This window comes from Nocardiopsis sp. CA-288880, assembly GCF_050955985.1.
Classification (GTDB): Bacteria; Actinomycetota; Actinomycetes; order Streptosporangiales; family Streptosporangiaceae; genus Nocardiopsis; species Nocardiopsis tropica.
The window spans coordinates 7,501,002-7,521,306 of record NZ_CP192105.1 but is presented as its reverse complement, the minus strand read 5'-3'; the positions used below and the strand labels follow the sequence as shown (position 1 = coordinate 7,521,306).

The window sequence follows — 20,305 nt, the reverse complement described above, 5'->3', positions numbered from 1 at the left end:
CTTCGTGGAAGGGCGCCGCTCGAGAGGCCCCGATGCCGTTCGCGGGCATCCCTCGCTCCGGGCGCGTGGCGGTCCGGCACGGCGCCGGCTCCTGCTCCTAGCGTTGACCGGGGCGCCCCCGTGGCGCCCCGGACCAGCGATGACGTGCCCAGGAGGAACCAACGTGGCCAGGAACACCGTCGCCGAACAGCTCGTCCGGACGTTGGTCGCCGCCGGGGTGACCCGGATCTACGGGGTCGTCGGCGACAGCCTCAACCCGGTCGTCGACGCCGTCCGCGAGATCGACGGCATCGAATGGATCCACGTGCGCAACGAGGAGGCGGCGGCGTTCGCCGCCTCGGCCCAGGCGCAGATCGACGGGAGGCTCGCCGTCTGCGCCGGGTCGTGCGGCCCCGGCAACACCCACCTCGTGCAGGGCCTGTACGACGCCCAGCGCAGCGGAGCCCCCGTCCTGGCCATCGCCTCCCACATCCCCTCGCGCCAGATCGGCACCGGCTACTTCCAGGAGACCCACCCCGAGCGGCTGTTCGCGGACGTCACCGAGTTCCGCGAACTCGTCTCCGAGGCCGAGCAGATGCCGCGCCTGGCCCGGATCGCCGTCCAGCACGCCCTCGGCACCCCCGGCGCGGCGGTCCTCGTCCTGCCCGGGGACATCGCCGGGCGCAAGGCCGTGGGCCCGGCCGACACCAGCCCCGTGGCCGCGGGACGCGCCACCGCCTGGCCCGCCGAGGACGACGTGCGCGCGCTGGCCGAGCTGATCAACGCCGCCGACAAGATCGCCCTGTTCTGCGGCGCCGGGGCCAGGGAGGCGCACGACGAGGTGATGGCCCTGGCCGGACGGGTGCACGCCCCGGTCGGGCACACCCTGCGCGGCAAGGAGTGGATCCAGTACGACAACCCGTACGACGTCGGCATGATCGGCCTGCTCGGCTACGGCGCGTGCTTCGAGGCCCTGCACGGCGCCGACCTGGTGCTGATGCTCGGATGCGACTTCCCCTACGACGACTTCCTGCCCAGGAAGAACGTCGTCCAGGTCGACCACGACCCGCGCCGCCTCGGCCGCCGGGTGCCGCTCCGGCTGGCGGTGCACGGGGACGTCGCGGCGACCCTGCGCGCCGTGAGGCCGCTCGTCGGGGAGCGCACGGCCGCCTCCGCCACCCGGTTCCTCCACGACATGCTGGCCCGCCACGAACGCGCGCTGACCAAGGTGGTGGACGCGTACACGAGGGACATCGAGCACCACACGCCCGTCCACCCCGAGTACGTGGCGAGGATCCTCGACGAGGAGGCCGACGGGGACACCGTGTTCACCGTCGACACGGGCATGAACAACGTGTGGGCCGCCCGCTACCTGACCCCGAACGGCCGCCGCCGGGTGATCGGGTCGTTCACGCACGGCACCATGGCGAACGCGCTGCCGCACGCGATCGGCGCGGCCTACGCGGCGCCCGGCCGGAAGATCGTCTCGATGTCCGGCGACGGAGGGCTGAGCATGCTGCTGGGCGAGCTGATCACCGTCCACCAGCACGACCTGCCGATCACCACGGTCGTGTTCGACAACTCCTCGCTCGGCATGGTGAAGCTGGAGATGATGGTGGACGGGATGCCCTCCTTCCAGACCGACCACCCGCGCGTGGACTACGCGGCCGTCGCCGGGGCGATCGGCATGCGCGCCCTGCGGGTGGAGAGCCCCGACCGGGTCCGCGACGCGCTCCGGGAGGCGCTGGCGGCCCCCGGGCCGGTGCTGGTGGACGTCGTCACCGACCCCAACGCGCTCTCCATCCCCTCCCGCATCACCGCCGACCAGGTGGCGGGCTTCGCCCTGTCCGCGGGACGGACCGTGCTCCGGGGAGGGGTGGGGGCGATGGTGGACATGGCCCGCTCCAACCTGCGCAACATCCCCCGGCCTTAGGAGAGCGAGGGAGGCCGCGCCGCTGTGGCCAGTCACTACCAGAGGTCGGGACAAGGAACGGTGAAGGGCCCGACCGCGATGCGCTCGAGCCCTTCGGTGGCGGAGGACAGGGATTCGAACCCTTGGGGGCTTGCACCCAACACGCTTTCCAATCCCGTACACGGGCGTTCGCGGTTGATCGGCGGAGCATTAGTCAGAGGACGGAGCCGCGGGGGAGCAACTCCGAACGGCTGTGAACGAGACTGGAACTGAGATTACGAGGAGGTTCTCAGAGCGCTGATGGGCAACAGTCTCGTGACCATGATGGACCACCTGTGAGTGACCGTCTTCGGTCCACAGCTTCTACTGTTGGAGGCCGTCGTCCGGCCTTTCCCTGTTGACACTGTCACGCAGATTACCCGCTTGAAGAAGGCCGTTGAACGGGGCTCGCTAGACATAGAAGAGTTTGGTGCTCAATTCGTCATATGAGCCGCCTTTGGTTACTTTGACGGTGCCCCATGTTTTTATCCTGTCGAGTTTTTCTTCAGAGGGAGTTCCCCATCCGAGGGCGGCACTGATGACGTGCATGCCAAGTCGCGGGGGAACGGCGTTTCCGATTTGCTGGCTTATGTCGCGTCCTGACCATGGATAGTCGAATGGGAAAGTTTGAAGACGTCCGGCCTCCGAAAACGTGAAACGTGGCATCTCCTTTCCGTCGACTGAGACAACACGGTTTCGAGATATTTTCCCGGTAACTGTGGCTGATGGCTCGGAAGAAGACCGTTGTCCGCGAGCTTTGGGGTCTCCTCCTGTTCCATAGTTAGAGATCACAGAGAAACCTGAATCTCGGTCGAGGGCATCGGCCATGGTCCTCCATGGGGCCAGGCTCATGTCTCCTTCCTCACGTGGCACTCCCTTGCGGTAGGTGCGATGTGTAGGAGAAGGCAGGGAGACCGGTTCACTCCCAAAGCGGGCAATGAGTACGGCCCTTTTTCGCGTTTGAGGTACCCCGTATGCTTCTGTGTGTAGAATTCCGCAGTCTGTGGAATATCCTTCGTTTTGAAGCGCCTTGGCATAGGCTTCCCAGACCGGGAGTACTGCGGGCACCTGCTCAAGAATTATCGCTTGATAAGGTGTTTCCTGTTTGTCGATTGCTTCAAGTGTCCAACGGAGCGGCTCTAGAACCAGGCCAGTTCGTTCGTCCTCCATTTTCGAAAGTTCTTTTTTGATCTCTCGAAGATCTTCTCGCGCTACCATGCGTTTAACAAAATGTAGTACGTCGTCGAGTGCCCTACGTCCGGCTCCGCTGCCAGCAACGGTGAAGGTCTGACACGGAGGTCCTCCGGCAAGGACATTTGCCCGGGGAAATTGGGAAGGTCCGTAGTTGCGCACATCGCCTTCGACTGTTTCCAACCCAGCTGCTCGACGAGTTTTGCAGGCGGAGGCATCCCATTCGACGCCTACTGTTTGTATTCCGAGTTTCTCCGCTGCTACATCGAGGCCACCGGGGCCAGCGAACAGGTCCACAATCTGTACGGGGCGCACTTGGTCTCCAGGGATTTTATGGGATCACTTTTTGCATGATTCATGTTCTTGGCGCCCCTCAGCACTGCTGATTGATGGCGACCACACAGCGTACCGTGTGCTGAGGGTGTGGAGTGACAACGCCGCAGTGCAAGGGGTTTTGATCAGATTACTTCTTTGATGACAGGTGCTTCGTTCGGTTCATCACCGTTCTTCCAGATGCCGTAGCGAATCCCATCGATCATCGTTGTCGGACGGGAATCATCTTCGGATACACGAGCTATTCTGGCGGAAACCCAGAACCCATTTTTGGGGATAGGTAAATTCAGGTCCTTTGCAATCTTAGGCGCAGGTTTCCTGTGGCCGAGAACTATGATTCCTTCTGGCCTTAGGTGATTTCGTGCGTCCCGTGCTCGTTTTGGGCCGTCGTGCTGTGTCGCAACAGTCAGCACCGTGGTGCGATCGACGAGTCGGCCGGTCATTTGCCTGAAGAGTTCATTTGTTCTAAGCTGTCCACCGTTTCCACTTCCTTTGTATCCCTCTGATGCGCGAAATATAGATTCGACTTTTTTGGGGTCTTCTCGCTTTAAGTTGAGGAGAAGGTTCTCGGGAAGATCTCCATTCTCGATGATCCATTTAATTTCTCTTCGGGCTGCCGCCGAGACGGTTCTTTTTTTGTCACCATTGCGGCCGCTGTTGAGGTTCTCCTCGGATATTCGAATGAGTCCTACCTGGAAGGTGCCATTTTGGTCGTTTGCTCGCATCAGGAGGCAAATGTGCCCCATGGCCTCCTTGGGGATCGTCCATGTGCTTCCCATGGTAAATTTTGCATCCACCTGATGGTCGTTGATGCTGTAATCCATGGTGTGGCCGTATCCCAAGTCGAATTCTACTCGAGCCACAATTTCAACTTTTGTTCCAAGGTATGTCTTCTCCGTCTTTTCTACTCTTCCTTCTCCTTTTTTTATGTAGAGGTCATATCGTCCTGTGCGCTGTCCGTCCAGTACTTCGTCGATGGATTTTCTGAATACTTGGGCGAAGCGTTCTTTGTAGTTTTTCTGATCGAGAAACCAGTTGTAAACGTCCTCGATGCCTGCATCGTGCTCCGGGGTGAGTGGCGAAGGGGTGATGTGTTTCACAACTTCCTTCGGGGTAGAGGCGCTCGCATGGAGGGGTTCGACGGGAAAAAGGAAAGGTTCTTGGGTCACGGTCTGACTCTACGGTTGGGCGCTGACACGTCGCCAGGGGGTCACTGCCGCTGTGGATAACTCCGGGCCTGATCCGTTTTTCACCCTGAACTCTTGGTGGCCACCCGTCGTGGGGGCGAGGACTGTGGGTACCCGTCGGCCTTCGGCCTCCAAGCGCGGTTCGACGGCTCTCGGCTGGGGACTTCGACGCAGAGCACCGGAGAGCCGCAGGATCTCGAACCCGACCGCTCCGGGGGGCGGTGAAGATGTTCGGTGTGCCCTCGACGGATCCCTCCGAGAACATCGAACCGAACACCCTCGATGACCACCTCGAGTCACCGATGACCTAGCAGATCCACCCTGTGAAAGGTGAGGTCTCCCTCTGAGGCCGACCGGTTGCTCCAAGGAGTACTCCGAGGCAAGCGCACGCCGCGTTCCACTTGATGTACCAGACCTGGATCGACCATGGCTTGACCACCTTCCGGGCACTGGACGTAGGGAAGGGGCTGAGGAAGAACGGTATCGATCACAAGCGCACATGGGTCTACCGCCAGTTCGACGGCGGACCGCCGCGGGCACGCGGTCGGCGGGGACCGCGCCGGCGTCGCCGACCGTGTCGGAGGGCGGCCAGGGAAGGGCCGGCCGGGACCAGGGCCGGGACCACGAACGGCGAAGGCCCCGACCGGTGTCCGGTCGGGGCCTTCGTCTCGGCAGCTAGCCGCTGCGGAGGATAGGGGATTCGAACCCCTGAGGGCTTGCACCCAACACGCTTTCCAAGCGTGCGCCCTAGGCCACTAGGCGAATCCTCCGCGCACAACTCTACACGCCGGAGGGGGGTGGTCCGAACGGGTTTCCCGGGGCGCTCCCCGGGGGCCGGCGGGGAGCGCCCCGGGAAGGCTCCGGGGAGCTCCCCGCCGGGCGGTCGGGGCCGTCGCGGGGACCCGCTCCGTCCCCGGTCCCGCCCCCGCCGGGCCGCCCGGCGGCTCAGCCTGCCCGGCTGGACCGCACCCCCTCGATGGCGTTGTTGCGGAACGCGTCCACGAACAGCGAGTGGTCCGCCCGGGCCTGGGCCGCGTAGCGGTGGGCGAAGCGCACGCACCACTCGGTGAACTCCGCCTCGCGGCCGTCGAGCACCGTCATGAGCGCCTCCTCGGTCTCCCACGCCACCAGGGTCGCGTCCGCGTGCGAGTCGGACACGCAGTGCGCCTTGGCGGTCGCGCGTCCCAGGTAGTCCAGTACGGGCACGACCTCCTCGGGCTCGGTGAGCCCTTCCCAGTCCAGGTCGTTCGTGTACGGGGACACCTCGCTCACCACGAAGCCCACGCCGTCGATCTCGGTGTGCCCCAGCAGCGGGTCGGCGTGGGCCTGGAGCGCGCGCTGGGACACGGCGGTGCGGTGCCCGTGGTGCTCGAAGGCCTCCATGATGCGCCGGTCCGTCACCACCCGGGACGGCGCGGCCACGTTCCCCTGCTTGACGGACAGCACGATGTCGTTGTCCCACGCCTCGGACCGGCCCTCGATGAGCACGCTGTAGGCGGGGAGCCCCGCGGAGCCGATCCCGAAGCCGCCGCTGCCCACCACGTCCTTGACCCCGTAGTCCAGCGAGGCGAAGCGCCGGTCGTCCGGGATGGTCCCCAGGTAGTCGTGGTAGGCGGCGAGCACCTTCTCGCGCTCGCCGTCCTCCAGCCGGCGCACCCGGGGCCCCTCCCGGAACCGGCGGTTGTAGCCGTCCCTGTCGGTCATGGACGCCAGCATGGCGGCGCGGCTGCGGAGGCGGGCGCGCTGGAGCACGTCGTGGACCGTGCCGTCGGTGTTGTCCAGCTTGAGGGAGAACCCGGAGTCGCCGCCCCGCGTCGCGAACTGGCGGACCTGGGACACGTAGGCGTCGACGTAGCACGGCACGATCGCGCCGATGTCCTCGTCGGACAGGGCCTTCTGCCATCCCATCAGGGCGATGCTGGAGACGAACCGGAGCACGTCCCACGTGAAGTGGCCGAGGTAGGCCTCGTCGAAGTCGTTGACGTCGAAGACCAGGCGCCCGGTCGAGTCCATGTAGGTGCCGAAGTTCTCGGCGTGCAGGTCGCCCTGGATCCACACCCGTGAGGTGCGGTCGTCCGCCCAGGGGTCCTCCATCGACGCCACGTCGGAGTAGAAGAGCGAGGCGCTGCCCCGGTAGAACGCGAAGGGACTGGTGGCCATCTTGCGGAACTTGGCCCGGAACGCGGCCGGGGCCGTGGACATCAGGTCGGAGAAGGCGTTCTCCAGCGTGTCCACGATGAGGTCTTGCCGCTCGGAGGAGTGGTCGGTGGTTTCCAGGGGGTCGAACATGCCGTCCATGATGGCCCCGCGGGGCCGCCGTGGCCATGCGCGCCGGGATCCGGGCGCCGTGGGACGCCCCGCGGGGGCGGGCGCGCGGGGTTGCCAGAGCGGTCGGGAGGTCGGATACACTCGGGGCAGACCCCTCGTGCGGCGTCACCCTATGAACCTCCCCAGGGCCGGAAGGCAGCAAGGATAAATGGGCTCTGGCGGGTGCGCGGGGGGTCCTTTCTGTTTCTCGGGCCCGATCGGACCCTCCCGGTTCCTCGATCCGGTGCGAGCTGTCACTGCCGGCGGGTTGAATGGGCGGGTGGCAGGGACCAGGGGAGTGAGCACACCGTGAGCATCGCGCTGTACCGCAAGTACCGTCCCGCGACGTTCGGCGAGGTGCGGGGCCAGGAACACGTGACCGACCCGCTCCGCCAGGCGTTGCGCAGCGGTCGCATCAACCACGCCTACCTGTTCAGCGGCCCGCGCGGCTGCGGCAAGACGACCAGCGCGCGCATCCTCGCCCGTTCGCTGAACTGCGCCGAGGGGCCCACCCCGGACCCGTGCGGGACCTGCGACTCGTGTGTGGCGCTGGCCCCCGACGGCGGCGGCAGCATCGACGTCATCGAGATCGACGCCGCCTCCCACGGCGGTGTGGACGACGCCCGCGACCTGCGCGAGCGCGCCTTCTTCTCGCCGGTCAACTCGCGCTTCAAGATCTACATCATCGACGAGGCGCACATGGTGACCCGCGAGGGTTTCAACGCGCTCCTCAAACTGGTGGAGGAACCGCCCCCGCACCTCAAGTTCGTGTTCGCGACCACCGAGCCCGAGAAGGTCATCGGCACGATCCGCTCGCGGACGCACCACTACCCGTTCCGGCTCATCCCGCCGAGCACGCTCCGGGAGCTCTTCGAGGACCTCCTCAAGGAGGAGGGGATCTCCTACGACCCCGCCGCGCTGCCGCTGGTGGTCAGGGCGGGCGCCGGTTCCGCCCGTGACGGGCTGTCGGTGCTCGACCAGCTCATCGCCGGTTCCGGCGAGGGCGGCATCACCCGTGAGGGCGCCGTCTCCCTGCTGGGCTACACCGACTCCAGCCTGCTGGGGGAGATGGTCGACGCGCTCGGCGCCCGCGACGGCGCCGCCGTGTTCGGGCTGATCGACCGCGTGGTCGAGGGCGGACACGACCCGCGCCGGTTCACCACGGACCTGCTGGAGCGCTTCCGCGACCTGGTCGTCCTGGCAGCGGTGCCGGACGCCCTGGACAAGGGCCTGGTCAACGTGGCCGACGAGGCGGCGGAGCAGATGCGGGGGCAGGCCGCCCGGATGGGGCCCGCCGAGCTGACCCGCGCCGCCGACATCCTCAACCAGGGCCTGACCGAGATGCGCGGGGCCACCGCGCCCCGCCTGCTGCTCGAACTCATGTGCTCGAGGGTGCTCCTGCCCGGCACCGACGGCGGCCAGGGCGCTGCCCTGCTGGCACGCCTGGAGCAGATGGAGCGCCGGATCGCCTCGGGCGCCGCCGCACCCGCCGCCCCTGCCGCACCCGCCGCGCCGGTCCGGCCCGCCGCCCCGGCCCCCGAGCCGGTGCGGGCCCCCGAGGCCCCCGCGCCCCAACCCTCCCGTGCCCCGGCCGCCCCGCAGGCGGCCCCCGCGCCGACGCCCGCCCCCGAGCGCGCCGCCGAGCCGGCGGGCTGGGACGCTCCGGCCCGTCCGAGCACGCCCGAACCCGCCCGCCACGCACCGCCGGCCCCCGCCGCCCCGTCCGGCGGGGGCGGAGCCCTGGACCTGGGACGCGTCCAGGGGTCGTGGAGCCAGATCCTGGAGGCGGTCAAGGGTCTGCGCCGGTTCACCTGGATGGTGCTCTCCGGCGGCGAGGTCCGGCCGGTGGGGGTCGAGGGCAACGCCGTCCTGCTCGGCTTCTCCCGCCCCAGCGAGGCCAAGGGCTTCAGCAACAGCGGCAGCGACCAGGTGGTCGCCAACGCGATCCGGCAGGTCCTGGGCATCGAGGTGCGGGTCGCCGCGGCCGGCAGCGCCGCGTCGGCCGCGGCGCCCGCCCGGCGCCCCGAGCCCGCGCGCCCGGCCGAGCCCTCGGGGTGGGACGCCCCCGCCCCGGCACGGCCCGCCGAACCCGCCCCGCCGTCCGCCGCCCCGGAGCCGGAGGCCGCGGGCCGGCCCGCCGGCCCGCCGCCGGACCGGATCGTCACCGGTCTGGAGGAGCCGCCGCCGGACCCCTACGAGGACGCGGCCGCGTCCCCGCCGCCGGAGTACGACGACCCGTCCGCCGGCCGGTCGCAGCCCCGGACGGCCCCCGGGACCGGGCGGCAGGAGGCCGCGCCCTCCCCGACCCCCGCTCCGGGCGGTGCGCAGCGGCCGGCTCCGGCGCCCCCGGGCGGACCGTCGTCCGCGGCCGTGGACACCGCGCCGACCACGGGCCGGGCCCCCTCCGGCGGGTCCGCGTCCCCCGGCGGGGGCGGAACGTCTCTCATCGAGACGGAGCTGGGCGGCCGCGTGATCGAGGAGATCGAGCACGGGGCCGACACGGACGCGCCCTTCTAGGGAGTGTTTTTTGGAGGCTTTCGGGTCGGCGAGCGGCCGTCCGGGCCGTCTCCCGCAAGCCGATGTGCGACGTTCGGCCCGGTCGCGCTTCACGAGCGCAGAGGCGCGGCGAGAGGCAGCCCGGTGGACGTGAGCCCGGAAGAACCCGCAGAACACGACCTGGGTGCGGCGGGCGCCACTCTGCCGGGCGGCGGGGGCACCCGCCGGGCGCGCTCCCCGGGAGAGGCCCGAAACGTTGCCGGTGTGAGCTGAGGGGCGGGACGGGAGCGCCGTTTCGGTCACCGCGCCGGCGTGCCCGGCGGAGGCCCCGGCCGGCCCCGGAGCCCGCGCCCGGCACCGGGGGCTCCGTCCCCGGCCGACGCGGTCAGTCCCGAGGTCCCACGGCGGCCAGGACCGTCTCCACGAGCTCGTCCGCGTACGCGTGGGTCAGCGGCCCGGTGCGCATCAGCCAGCGGTGGTGGAGCGGTCCCGTCAGCAGCTCGGTGACGATGCCGAGGTCGGCCCCGGCCGCGAGCTGGCCCGCTTCGCGTCCGGCGCGCAGCCGGTCCTTGAACGCCTCCGTGTTGGGTCGGAGCAGGCGCTCGTTGACGGCCTCGGCGAACACGGGGTCGTTCTGGAGCTCGGTCGTGAACGCGCGGGTGGTCCGGTCCATCTCGGGGTCGTTGAACTCGTCGACGACGGCGCGGAGCACGGTCCTCAGGTCGGCGGCCAGGTCGCCGGTGTCGGGCAGGGGTTCGCCGGCCGTGCCGCCGGTCAGCGCGGTGAAGACGTCGAACACCACGGCGGCCTTGGAGGGCCACCAGCGGTAGATGGTCTGCTTGCCCACCCCGGCCCGCGCGGCGATCGCCTCGACGGTCACCTTGGCGTAGCCGACCTCGCCCAGCAGTTCCGACGCGGCGCGGAGGACGGCGCGTCGCGCCCGTTCGCTGCGGCGGCGGGGGTCCGGGCCGCGCCGGGGTGCCCGGGAGTCTTCCAATGGGGTGCTCTCAGCCATACCTGCCACGTTAACCGCTCGAAAAATGACGAGACGTATCGTCTTGACATCGATACTCTACAGAGGCAGGATCACATCTGGCGAGACGACACGTCTCGCCTCAACCGAAAGGAGGTCCGCATGTCCAAGAACAGTGACAACCTTCTCGGTATGGGCGGACAGCGCACCACGGTCTCCCGCTCCGCGATGCGCGGAGGCGCCGGCGGGGGCAAGGGCGGCCCCAGCGACGAGGCCCGGGAGCGCAAGCAGGAGCTGCTGCGCAAGCTCCGCGAGAAGAACGCGCCCCAGAGTTCCGAGGAGTCCGAGGACACCGAAGGAACGGCGTGAACGCACGGCGGCGGCCCCCACCGGAGACGGTCGGGGGCCGTCGGCGTTCCCGCCCGCAGTGCCCGTCCGCGCGGCCCCGGCGGTCCCGGCCCCCGTCCGGCCGGGCGCCGCTGTGAGGACCGGACGCCCTCACACGTCCCAGGCGCGCCCGCCCGCCGAGTCCAGCCACACCCGGTGCGCCCCGTCGCCCGACACCGACAGCCCGAACCGGTCCGGTTCGGGGCTGCCCAGCTCGGCCCACAGGGCCAGGGCCTCCTCGAACTCGTCCCAGATGCTCCTCGGGCCGCCCTGCTCGATCATCCACGACGTTCCGTAGGGGTAGACCCTCACCCACGAACCGCCCTCCCGGTCGCACACCCACACGCCCGATCCCGTCCCGATCCACCGCCGCCGCACCCGCCAGTCGGGCACCATCACCGACAGGGCGAACGCCGTCGTGAAGGCCATGAGCGGAGCCAGGGGGTCGGTCTGCGTGAGCCGGTACTCGTCCGGCTGCTGCCCGGAGTCGCGCGCGGGCGGGGCCGCCGGGTCGGGCGTGCGCAGCGGGACGAACCCCACGCCGCCGTGGAAGCTCGCCCGCGCGGTCCCGTCACCCGGGCACTCCACCCGGGCGAGCACCCCGGCCCCCTCCAGCAGCCCCCACGGGCACACCACCAGCCCGCCGGGCCGGACCTGGTCGAGCCACGCGGGCGGGAGCCGCCGCACGCCGCAGGTGGAGACGATCCTGTCGTAGGGGGCGCCGGGGGCGTGGCCCCCGTACCCGTCGGCCACGTGGACGGCGGGGGAGAGGCCCTCCGCGTGCAGGGCCCCGCGCGCGGTCCCGGCCAGGCGGGGGTCGATCTCCACGGAGGTGACGGCTCCGTCGCCCAGCCGGTGGGCCAGCAGCGCGGTGTTCCAACCGGTCCCCGTGCCGATCTCCAGCACCGTGTTCCCGGCGGCGAGGTCGGCGAGCTCCAGCATGCGGGCGAGGACCGTGGGGGCCGCGCTGGAGGAGGCCGAGGCCGTTTCCGGCGCGGGGGCCGGCTCGGGCTCGCGCGGCCCGGGCGCCTCACGGTCCCGGGGGATCCCGGCCTCGTCCACCTGGGTGACGATGGCGTTGTCGGCGTAGACGGCGGCCAGCCAGCGCTCCGGGTCGCTGGTGGCGTCGAGCACGCCTCCGCGCGCGGTCAGCGCGCCGGTCTCGGGGATGAACCGGTGTCGCGGAACCGACCGGAAGGCGTGGATCAGCGCGGCGTCGGTCAGGGTGCCGTCCGCGATCATCGCCTCGATCAGTGCCGAGTGGCGTTCACTGGCGGTCAACACGTCCTCAGTCCCCCGTGGCTGTCGTGATGCCGGCGGCGCCCGCGGGCTCCACCGGGACGGCCGTGCCCCGCGGGACATCTCTTCGACCGAAAGTGATATTACCGCTACTCTTCGCGCTGGCCGCGGGTCGGGGCGCCTTCCGGAGAGTCGACTCCGCGTCGCCCCGCCCGGCCGCCGGGCCGCCCCGGGTCGGTCCAGCATGTTCCCTGACGACCGGTTAGTCTCACAGCGACAGCCACACAACTGCGAGACCCAGCACCATGAGTGCGGCGAGGAGACGGCCGTGAACCCTGGCGGAATGGACATGCAGGCCCTGCTCCAGCAGGCCCAGCAGATGCAGCAGCAGCTCGTGGAGGCCCAGCAGGCCCTGGACGAGGCCGAGGTCGAGGGCACCTCCGGCGGCGGCCTGGTCAAGGTCAGGCTGAGCGGCCGCGGCCAGGTGGAGGACATCACGGTCTCCGCCGACGCGATCGACCCGAGCGACGCGGACGAGAGCGCGCAGACCGTCGCGGACCTGGTCCTGGCGGCCATCCGCGACGCCGAGGCGCAGGTGGAAAGGCTCCAGCAGGAGAAGATGGGCCCGCTCACCCAGGGGCTCGGCGGCGGCGGGATGCCCGGGGGCATGCCCGGCCTCCCCGGTTTCTGACCCGGAGCGGCCGCCGGGCGGGGCGGCCTCCGCGGCGCGTACGCGAGAGGTCGTCGCGCCGGATACGGTGGTGTCAGGGGATACGGACCGCCCCGCCGATCCGGTCCGACCTGGTGGGTAGGCGATGTACGAAGGCGCGGTGCAGAATCTGATCGACGAGCTGGGGCGACTGCCCGGCGTCGGTCCGAAAAGCGCGCAGCGAATCGCCTTCCACCTGCTGTCCGCCGAGCACGCGGACGTCAAGCGCCTGGTCAACGCGCTGGTCGAGGTCAAGGAGAAGGTGCGTTTCTGCTCCGTCTGCGGCAATGTCGCGGAGGAGGAGCAGTGCCGTATCTGCCGTGACGCCCGGCGCGACACCGCCGTCATCTGCGTGGTCGAGGAGTCCAAGGACGTCGTCGCCATCGAGCGCACCCGCGAGTTCCGCGGCCGCTACCACGTCCTGGGCGGCGCGATCAGCCCGATCGAGGGCGTCGGCCCCGACGACCTGCGCATCAAGGACCTGATGGTCCGCCTGGCGGACGGCCAGATCACCGAGCTGATCCTCGCCACGGACCCCAACCTGGAAGGGGAGGCCACCGCGACCTATCTGGCGCGGCTGGTCAAACCCATGGGTCTGAAGGTGACGCGCCTGGCCAGCGGGCTGCCCGTCGGCGGCGACCTGGAGTACGCCGACGAGGTCACCCTCGGCCGCGCCTTCGAGGGCCGCCGCAGCCTCGAGTTCTAGCTCACACTTCGCCGTAATCCGGGCGAAATATGAGTAACCTCCGTTTCACCGGGTAGGCCCGAGCGCTGGTGCGTCATGCACTCCGAGCGTTCCCGTCCCAGGTCGGACGGTGTAGACGACGGCGTCGCTGGCTACACTCCATTTCATTGTCTTGATCCCAACTCCTCAGGAGCAATCGATCGTGGCCCTAATCGTGCAGAAGTACGGTGGGTCTTCCGTATCCGACGCGGAAGCCATCAAGCGAGTAGCCCAACGGATCGTGGCTCAGAAAAAAGCGGGATATGACGTCGTCGTCGTGGTCTCGGCCATGGGCGACACCACCGACGAGCTGATCGACCTCGCCGAGCAGGTGTCCCCGCTGCCGCCCGCGCGCGAACTCGACATGCTGCTCACCGCAGGCGAGCGCATGTCGATGGCACTGGTCGCCATGGCCATCGAGAACCTGGGCTTCGAGGCCCGGTCCTTCACCGGTTCCCAGGCCGGTGTCATCACCACGTCGCTGCACGGCAACGCCAAGATCATCGACGTGACCCCGGGCCGCATCAAGGAGGCCGTGGACGAGGGCGCGATCTGCATCGTCGCCGGGTTCCAGGGCGTGTCCCAGGACACCAAGGACATCACCACCCTCGGCCGGGGCGGCTCGGACACCACCGCGGTGGCGCTCGCCGCCGCGCTGGAGGCCGACGCCTGCGAGATCTACAGCGACGTCGACGGTGTGTTCACCGCCGACCCGCGCATCGTCCCGTCCGCGCGGCGCATCCCCCAGATCTCCTACGAGGAGATGCTGGAGATGGCGGCGTGCGGGACGAAGATCCTGCACCTGCGCTGCGTCGAGTACGCGCGCCAGTACAACATGCCCCTGCACGTCCGTTCATCTTTCAGCCAGAAGCAGGGGACCTGGGTCGTCCCGGAAGTCGAGGAAAGCGAAGGCATGGAACAGCCGATCATCTCCGGGGTCTCCCACGACCGGAGCGAAGCCAAGATCACCGTCGTCGGAGTGCCCGACAAGATCGGTGAGGCCGCGACGATCTTCCGGGCCCTGGCGGACGCCGAGATCAACATCGACATGATCGTGCAGAACGTGTCGGCGGTCTCGACCTCGCGCACCGACATCTCCTTCACGGTTCCCAAGGACTTCGGGAAGGAGGCGGTCGCCGCGCTGAAGAAGGTCCAGGAGAAGGTCGGCTTCGAGTCGCTGCGCTACGACGACAAGATCGGCAAGGTCTCGCTGATCGGCGCGGGCATGCGCTCCTACCCCGGCGTGACCGCGCGCTTCTTCGACGCGATCGCCGCCTCCGGCACCAACGTCGAGATGATCTCCACCTCGGAGATCCGCATCTCGGTCATCGTCGAGGAGGACCAGGTCGACGAGGCCGTCCGTGCGGCCCACAGTGAGTTCCGGCTCGACGCAGACCAGGTCGAGGCCGTCGTCTACGGAGGTACCGGCCGATGAGCAACCGTCTTCCCACCCTCGCCGTCGTCGGCGCCACCGGAGCGGTCGGCACCGTGATGCTCGGCATCCTGTCCGAGCGCGAGAACGTCTGGGGCGAGATCCGCCTCGTCGCCTCCCCGCGCAGCGCGGGCAAGGTCCTGCGGGTCCGCGGTGAGGACGTCGTGGTCCAGGCCCTGGCCCCCGAGGTCTTCGACGGCGTCGACGTCGCCATGTTCGACGTCCCCGACGAGGTCTCCAAGGAGTGGGCCCCGATCGCCGCCGCCCGCGGCGCGGTGGCCGTCGACAACTCCGGCGCGTTCCGCATGGACCCCGACGTCCCGCTCGTGGTGCCCGAGGTCAACGCGGACCAGGTCGCCAACCGTCCGCGCGGCATCATCAGCAACCCCAACTGCACCACGCTGTCGATGATCGTGGCCATCGGCGCGCTGCACCGCGCCTACCAGGTCTCCAGCCTGGTCGTGTCCTCCTACCAGGCCGCCTCCGGCGCGGGCCAGGAGGGCATCGACACCCTGCGCGACCAGATGGCGAAGGCCGGCGCCGACCGCGGCCTCGGCGACAGGGCGGGCGACGTCCGCGCCGCCGTCGGCGAGCTCGGTCCGTTCCCGGCGCCCCTGGCCTACAACGTCGTGCCGTGGGCCGGTTCGCTCAAGGACGGCGGCTGGTCCTCGGAGGAGCTGAAGGTCCGCAACGAGTCCCGCAAGATCCTGGGGCTCCAGGACCTCCGGGTCTCCGCGACCTGCGTGCGCGTCCCCGTGATCACCACCCACTCGCTGGTCGTGCACGCCACCTTCGAGCGGGAGGTGACCGCCGACGCCGCCCGTGAGCTGCTCGGTTCCGCCGAGGGCGTCGCGGTCCTGGACGACCCGGCCCGGGGCGAGTTCCCGACCCCGGCCGACGTGGTGGGCACCGACCCGACCTGGGTGGGACGGATCCGCCAGTCGATGGACGACCCGAAGGCGCTGGAGCTGTTCCTGTGCGGGGACAACCTGCGCAAGGGCGCCGCGCTGAACACCGCGCAGATCGCCGAGGTCGTGGCCCGGGAGTTCACCTCCTAGGGGCATCGATCCGGGGGCGGTGGCCGCTCCCCTCCGCGGAGGGGAGCGGCCACCGCCCTTCGTCGTGTCCGGGCCGGCGCCGGGGGCCGTGCGCCCCTCAGCGGCGCCGCGGGTCCCCGGGCCGGCGGGGTCGGGCCAGTGTCAGTTTGTAGAGGAGTCGACACTGCTCGGCCGTCCCGATGAGGTCCGAGGTCTCGACGGGCCGGTTGGCGCTGAAGTGGGTGCGCTCCACCACCAGCACGGGTATGCCGGGGGCCGATCCGAGCAGTGAGGCCTCGGAGTCGCGCAGGGAGCGCACGCCCACCTCCTCGACCACGCGGTCGACCGGGTGGCCCGCGGCGCTGAGCCGGTCGAGCAGGCCGATGTCGGGCGCCGCGTCGAAGGGGGTGCGCAGGGTCCCGGCGGTGAGCGACGCCGGTTCCCACGACTGGTGCAGCGTGATGGGCAGTTCCGACGCCAGCCCGCGCGAGGTGGTGCGGTAGACGGGCTCCCCGTCGCGCAGCCGGAGCCGCGAGCTCAGCGGGGCCGAGCACGGCTCCTGCTCGGTGCCGATGTCCTCACGTCGGAGTTTGCCCAGGCCGGAGCCGGAGGAGGAGTCCGTCCGGCACAGCCGGAAGAGCTCGGGGACCGTGCGTACGAAGTACCCGGAGCCGGGCCTGGCCTCGACGAGGCCCTCGGTCACCAGGAGTCGGAGCGCGGTACGGGAGATCTGCTCGCTGACCCGGTAGGAGCGCGCCAGCCGGGTCCTGGAGGGGAGACGTGTGCCGGGCGGCATCTCCCCGCGCAGGATCGGCTCGCGAAGCTGCTCGGCCAGCCACAGGTAGCGCGGTTGCCTCACCACGGTCATGAGGCCCGGGACGCGGGGCCTCCCGTGGACGGGGTCTCTCTGTGCTTGCGCGAAATGGGGGCGGTACGCCCGAGTTGGTGGTCGCGGGGGCCGGTACCGCCACCGTTTCCGGTGGAGACGCCGGTTCGGAGGAGGGGAGTGAACCTGCAAGATCGCCGAAGCTCGCCCATGGTTCCCAGTAAAGCAGTGAAAAGCCTGGTAGGGGGCGCTAATCGAAAGTCTTCGGTCCGGTCGCGCGCGGTCCGAAGAATCGGAACCGGGGCCTCAAGGCCAGGAAACGCCCGAAAACCACGAAATGCACGGGAGTGGGCACCCCAAAAGACTACTCTGCGTGACAATACGATCACGTCATGCTTGGGGGAGTCATGTTCACGAGCCTTGCTGACAGTACGGACACCGCCGTCGCCTGGATGAGCGGGATCACCGGGCTGGTCTTCCTGCTCATCGGCCTGTTCCTGCTGGTGCTGGTGATCGCCGCCGTGATCTCCGCACTGGTCGACGGCGACACCACGGGGGGCGGCAAGCTCCTGTGGATCATCTTCATCCTCTGGTTCCCGCTGTTCGGGGCCGTCGCCTGGTTCGTCGTCGGCAAGAAGGGCCACCTCAACCGCTTCCTCGGCATCGACAGGGGGAGGGCGCGCCACACGGTCCCGTCCAGCGTCGGCCAGCACAGCAACGTGGCCAACGGCAGGAACGGGGGGTCGGGCGGGGCCCAGGCCCACCCGGGCGAGGACCGGCCCGGGACGGACGAGGACCGGCCCGTGGCGCCGGAGGAACGGCACGCGGACGAGGACCGGCCGGGGGCGCGTGAGGCGCGGCCCGGGGCGGACGAGGACCGGCTCCGCATGCGCGAGGTCCGGCCCGTGGCGGGCGACGAGCGGCTCGGCCTGCGCGTGAGCCGTCCCCGGATGGGTTACGGCGGGCCCGCGATAGGCCACAGCCAGCCGGAGATGGGACACGCCTGACCGGGAGGGACACGGTCCCGGAGCGACCCCGGACGGGAGGCGCCCGTCCGGGGTCGCGCATGTCGCCGGGGCCTCCTCCGGCTCCCCCGGTCGAGCGGGCCCGCGGCCCCGCGCGCCGCGGCGGACCGCCGGCGTCCCACGGCGGCCGGGTCAGCTCCCGGCGGACCCGAAGTCGGCGAAGTCGAAGCCCGGCGACACGAAGCAGCCGGCGAGGACCTCCTCGTCCGACAGCGGACGGGCGGTCTGCCAGGTGTCGCGGGGGACCACGAACTGGAGGAGCTCGCCCCGTTCGATCGCGGGGCCCAGCACCGCGCCGCCCTCGGACACGGGGGAGTCCCCGCGCCCGCCCAGCTCCAGCCACAGCGGACCGCCGCGGTGGTGGGCCCACACCTCCTCGTGGTCCAGCCGGTGCCAGCGCGACTCCTCACCGGGCCCCAGCAGGAACGTGATCCCCGTGGCGGTCGGCCGCGGCCCCCGTCGTCCGTCCGGCCGGACCTCCGTCCCGGAGCGCCAGGTCGGCCGGTACCAGCCGCCCTCCGGGTGCGGCAGCAGGTCCAGGAGCTCGGCGGTGGCCGACCGCTCCTCCGCGGCGGTGTACCTGCCGGAGGGGTCGTGCCGCAGGTGGAGCACCCTTCGCACCGCGCCCCGCGGCAGGGGGCCGTAGACGTGCGGGAAGAGCACGTCCGGGCCCACCCCGGGCGGGGGGACGGGGTCGGCGGCCTCCCATCTCACCTCCGCGGCGACGGCGTCCGTGTCCACGACGAGGGCGACCAGGGGGCCGGCCGCCCCGGAGTACAGCGCGTTCGCCACGGCGAGCAGCGTCGGCTCGTCCGGGGAGGCGTGCACGAAACCCTGTTCGCGCAGGGACGGCGGCTCGACGTCCCCGCCGGCGGACCAGCGTTCCAGCTCTGTCAGGTGCAGGATGAGGGCCATGCGGCCGACCGTACCCCGCCCGCGCCGCCCCGCGGGGCCCGTTGGACGGATGCCCCTTCCGTCCGTTCCCGCCGGTAATCGGCGGGAGGACTCGTGCCGGTTCCCCGGACGGGCCGGCGGCACTCAGGCCTCTGCCGGGTGTTCCCACGTGCCCAGGCAGGAGCGGAGGGTGTGGGCGGCGCTCCGCGTGTCCACCTCCAACGTGAGGGAGTCCAGGCCGGGCCACCCCGCCTCTTCCCACATCGTGTACGCCTTCGTAAAGGCGGTCAGGGCCCTCGTGCCGTTGCCCGTGGCCGAACCGTCCGGCCAGATGTGGGTCCAGTCGTCGCTTTCTCCCAGGGCGACGACCGGTGCGGCGGTGCCCTCCCAGGGACGGCCTCCCACGGCGATGTACAGCTCCGGGCAGGTGAGCACGAGCCGGGTCAGCCGGTCGTTGCGCAGGAGGTCCCTCGATCCCTCGGGGAAGGCCGTTCGGTCGGTGGCCTTCTCACCGTTTCCCGGAAACCTCTGCCGGGCCCCGTGTTGCCTGCGGTCGCGCATGAACGCGGCGTCACGGACCAGGGGTCCGACGGCCGTGGTGGTCCCCGTCCTGCGCAGCGCGACGACGGGCGTGGGCCCGCCCTCGGGGTAGGGCGCCCAGGGGATCACCAGCCGCGCGTCGCGACCGACCAGTTCCACCCATGCGAGGGGGACCCGCCGGACCGCGCACGTGGCGATGAGGGCGTCGAAGCCCCCGGGCCCGTCCGGGGCGGTGCCGGTGACCACCTGCACGTCGGTTCCCCTGAGGCGGCCGCGGGCGTGCGCGGCCACACCGGGATCGATCTCCACGCTCGTCACCGATCCCGTGGGGCCGACGAGGGACGCGAGGATCGCGGCGTTCCACCCGGTTCCGGTGCCGATCTCCACCACACGCATGCCCGGTTCGATCTCGGCCGCCCGGAGCATGTCCGCCATGAGCTGGGGTGCTGAGGAGGACGAGGTCGGGATGTTCACGGGTCCGGCGGCGCCGTCGCCGATCTGCGTGGTGACGTAGTCGTCCGCGTAGACGGAACTCGCCCACCCGTCCGGGTCCTCGGCCCGGTCCAGCGCGGCCCCGACCGCACCGGGCCAGATCACGTCGGGGACGTACTCGTGGCGGGGATGGGCCGCGAAGGCGGCCCGGATCTCGTCGGTGGTGTCCAGCCGATCCGTCAGGAGGGCATGGGCCCGGTCGAGGTCGGTCACTCCCTCATACCTTCCCTGTTCCGCTGCACAGCGGGCACTGCACGGGCTGTTTGTCGGTCCACGGTCCTTGACCGTCCCCACCGGGGAAGACCCATCCGCTTCCCCGGCAGTTGTCGCAGTCGGCAGCACGGGGAAAGAGCGGCCGGCCCCGGAGCGGGCTCGGGAAGGGCGTCGCGCCCTTGGGAGGGGCGATAGCCGTCATCGGTGTTCTCAACGCTGTGGTCATCGCTGCCCTGGGTCGGGACCGCCGCGTCGCCGAGGTCGATCGGGGTCGGGTGCCATCGAACTGCTCTTCCATGCGAGCCCCCTTCGTTGAACCTGAGAGCAATCTATGGAAGTGAGTACCCCTCGGCTACGAAGATTCTCAGAT

The 20,305-nt window shown here is 70.1% G+C and carries 15 protein-coding genes, 1 tRNA gene, 1 other RNA gene and 1 pseudogene; 9 read left to right on the top strand and 9 right to left on the bottom strand.

Annotated elements, in window-relative coordinates:
- The first annotated feature begins 163 nt into the window (after window positions 1–163).
- Complete coding sequence (locus tag ACQPYD_RS32610) at window positions 164–1,912, top strand: pyruvate dehydrogenase (RefSeq protein ID WP_433699179.1); 1,749 nt, start codon at window positions 164–166, stop codon at window positions 1,910–1,912.
- A 429-nt stretch (window positions 1,913–2,341) separates the two neighbouring features.
- On the opposite strand, the gene ACQPYD_RS32605 is transcribed toward ACQPYD_RS32610, so the two are convergent.
- The 4 genes from ACQPYD_RS32605 to ACQPYD_RS32590 form a co-directional block, all read right to left on the bottom strand.
- A complete protein-coding gene (locus tag ACQPYD_RS32605; protein WP_433699178.1) occupies window positions 2,342–3,436 on the bottom strand; it encodes a DNA cytosine methyltransferase in 1,095 nt (364 codons plus the stop codon).
- A gap of 143 nt (window positions 3,437–3,579) precedes the next feature.
- Complete coding sequence (locus tag ACQPYD_RS32600; protein WP_433699177.1) at window positions 3,580–4,623, bottom strand: NaeI family type II restriction endonuclease; 1,044 nt, start codon at window positions 4,621–4,623, stop codon at window positions 3,580–3,582.
- A 703-nt stretch (window positions 4,624–5,326) separates the two neighbouring features.
- Window positions 5,327–5,411, bottom strand: a tRNA-Ser gene (locus ACQPYD_RS32595).
- 175 nt (window positions 5,412–5,586) lie between these two features.
- Window positions 5,587–6,939: a DUF2252 domain-containing protein gene (locus tag ACQPYD_RS32590; protein WP_433699176.1), complete on the bottom strand. Its 1,353-nt coding sequence runs from the start codon at window positions 6,937–6,939 to the stop codon at window positions 5,587–5,589.
- Between the two features lie 116 nt (window positions 6,940–7,055).
- Here ACQPYD_RS32590 and ffs point away from each other — a divergent pair.
- An RNA gene (gene ffs / locus ACQPYD_RS32585) (signal recognition particle sRNA small type) lies at window positions 7,056–7,151 on the top strand.
- A 106-nt stretch (window positions 7,152–7,257) separates the two neighbouring features.
- Window positions 7,258–9,465: a DNA polymerase III subunit gamma and tau gene (locus ACQPYD_RS32580; RefSeq protein ID WP_433699175.1), complete on the top strand. Its 2,208-nt coding sequence runs from the start codon at window positions 7,258–7,260 to the stop codon at window positions 9,463–9,465.
- Window positions 9,466–9,829: 364 nt separating this feature from the next.
- Here ACQPYD_RS32580 and ACQPYD_RS32575 read toward each other — a convergent pair whose 3' ends face one another.
- Entirely contained in the window at window positions 9,830–10,459 is a 630-nt protein-coding gene (locus ACQPYD_RS32575) for a TetR/AcrR family transcriptional regulator (RefSeq protein ID WP_433699174.1), read from the bottom strand.
- Window positions 10,460–10,579: 120 nt separating this feature from the next.
- Here ACQPYD_RS32575 and ACQPYD_RS32570 point away from each other — a divergent pair, with 120 nt between their 5' ends.
- A complete protein-coding gene (locus tag ACQPYD_RS32570; RefSeq protein ID WP_433699173.1) occupies window positions 10,580–10,786 on the top strand; it encodes a DUF6243 family protein in 207 nt (68 codons plus the stop codon).
- 129 nt (window positions 10,787–10,915) lie between these two features.
- Here the strand turns inward: ACQPYD_RS32570 and ACQPYD_RS32565 are convergent, their stop codons facing one another.
- Window positions 10,916–12,085 carry a methyltransferase domain-containing protein gene (locus tag ACQPYD_RS32565; RefSeq protein WP_433699172.1) on the bottom strand — a complete coding sequence of 390 codons (1,170 nt, stop codon included), beginning with the start codon at window positions 12,083–12,085 and terminating at the stop codon, window positions 10,916–10,918.
- 301 nt (window positions 12,086–12,386) lie between these two features.
- Here ACQPYD_RS32565 and ACQPYD_RS32560 point away from each other — a divergent pair, with 301 nt between their 5' ends.
- From ACQPYD_RS32560 to ACQPYD_RS32545, 4 genes are all read left to right on the top strand, one after another.
- Entirely contained in the window at window positions 12,387–12,734 is a 348-nt protein-coding gene (locus tag ACQPYD_RS32560; RefSeq protein WP_267950577.1) for a YbaB/EbfC family nucleoid-associated protein, read from the top strand.
- A gap of 124 nt (window positions 12,735–12,858) precedes the next feature.
- Window positions 12,859–13,458 (top strand): recombination mediator RecR, encoded by a 600-nt coding sequence (gene recR, locus ACQPYD_RS32555; protein ID WP_267947303.1) that lies wholly within the window; start codon window positions 12,859–12,861, stop codon window positions 13,456–13,458.
- Between the two features lie 181 nt (window positions 13,459–13,639).
- Entirely contained in the window at window positions 13,640–14,911 is a 1,272-nt protein-coding gene (locus ACQPYD_RS32550; RefSeq protein ID WP_267947302.1) for an aspartate kinase, read from the top strand.
- Window positions 14,908–15,966 (top strand): aspartate-semialdehyde dehydrogenase, encoded by a 1,059-nt coding sequence (locus tag ACQPYD_RS32545; RefSeq protein WP_433699171.1) that lies wholly within the window; start codon window positions 14,908–14,910, stop codon window positions 15,964–15,966. The genes ACQPYD_RS32550 and ACQPYD_RS32545 overlap by 4 nt, the downstream gene beginning before the upstream one ends.
- A gap of 97 nt (window positions 15,967–16,063) precedes the next feature.
- Here ACQPYD_RS32545 and ACQPYD_RS32540 read toward each other — a convergent pair whose 3' ends face one another.
- A complete protein-coding gene (locus ACQPYD_RS32540; RefSeq protein ID WP_378554227.1) occupies window positions 16,064–16,813 on the bottom strand; it encodes a GntR family transcriptional regulator in 750 nt (249 codons plus the stop codon).
- 365 nt (window positions 16,814–17,178) lie between these two features.
- Here ACQPYD_RS32540 and ACQPYD_RS32535 point away from each other — a divergent pair.
- Window positions 17,179–17,511 (top strand): annotated as a pseudogene (locus ACQPYD_RS32535) (PLD nuclease N-terminal domain-containing protein); the annotation flags it as partial.
- Between the two features lie 417 nt (window positions 17,512–17,928).
- On the opposite strand, the gene ACQPYD_RS32530 reads toward ACQPYD_RS32535, so the two are convergent.
- Both ACQPYD_RS32530 and ACQPYD_RS32525 read right to left on the bottom strand, forming a co-directional pair.
- On the bottom strand, window positions 17,929–18,711 hold the full coding sequence (locus tag ACQPYD_RS32530) for a cupin domain-containing protein (protein ID WP_433699170.1): 783 nt from the start codon (window positions 18,709–18,711) through the stop codon (window positions 17,929–17,931).
- A gap of 123 nt (window positions 18,712–18,834) precedes the next feature.
- Complete coding sequence (locus ACQPYD_RS32525; RefSeq protein WP_433699169.1) at window positions 18,835–19,935, bottom strand: rRNA adenine N-6-methyltransferase family protein; 1,101 nt, start codon at window positions 19,933–19,935, stop codon at window positions 18,835–18,837.
- Window positions 19,936–20,305: the final 370 nt, after the last annotated feature.

Excerpts from the sequence above, each read along its gene's own strand:
- ACQPYD_RS32530 (WP_433699170.1), bottom strand. The coding sequence starts at position 18,711 with ATGGCCCTCATCCTGCACCTGACAGAGCTGGAACGCTGGTCCGCCGGC.
- ACQPYD_RS32570 (WP_433699173.1), top strand. The coding sequence starts at position 10,580 with ATGTCCAAGAACAGTGACAACCTTCTCGGTATGGGCGGACAGCGCACC.
- ACQPYD_RS32590 (WP_433699176.1), bottom strand. The coding sequence starts at position 6,939 with ATGGACGGCATGTTCGACCCCCTGGAAACCACCGACCACTCCTCCGAG.
- ACQPYD_RS32575 (WP_433699174.1), bottom strand. The coding sequence starts at position 10,459 with ATGGCTGAGAGCACCCCATTGGAAGACTCCCGGGCACCCCGGCGCGGC.
- ACQPYD_RS32540 (WP_378554227.1), bottom strand. The coding sequence starts at position 16,813 with ATGACCGTGGTGAGGCAACCGCGCTACCTGTGGCTGGCCGAGCAGCTT.
- ACQPYD_RS32545 (WP_433699171.1), top strand. The coding sequence starts at position 14,908 with ATGAGCAACCGTCTTCCCACCCTCGCCGTCGTCGGCGCCACCGGAGCG.
- ACQPYD_RS32560 (WP_267950577.1), top strand. The coding sequence starts at position 12,387 with ATGGACATGCAGGCCCTGCTCCAGCAGGCCCAGCAGATGCAGCAGCAG.
- recR (WP_267947303.1), top strand. The coding sequence starts at position 12,859 with ATGTACGAAGGCGCGGTGCAGAATCTGATCGACGAGCTGGGGCGACTG.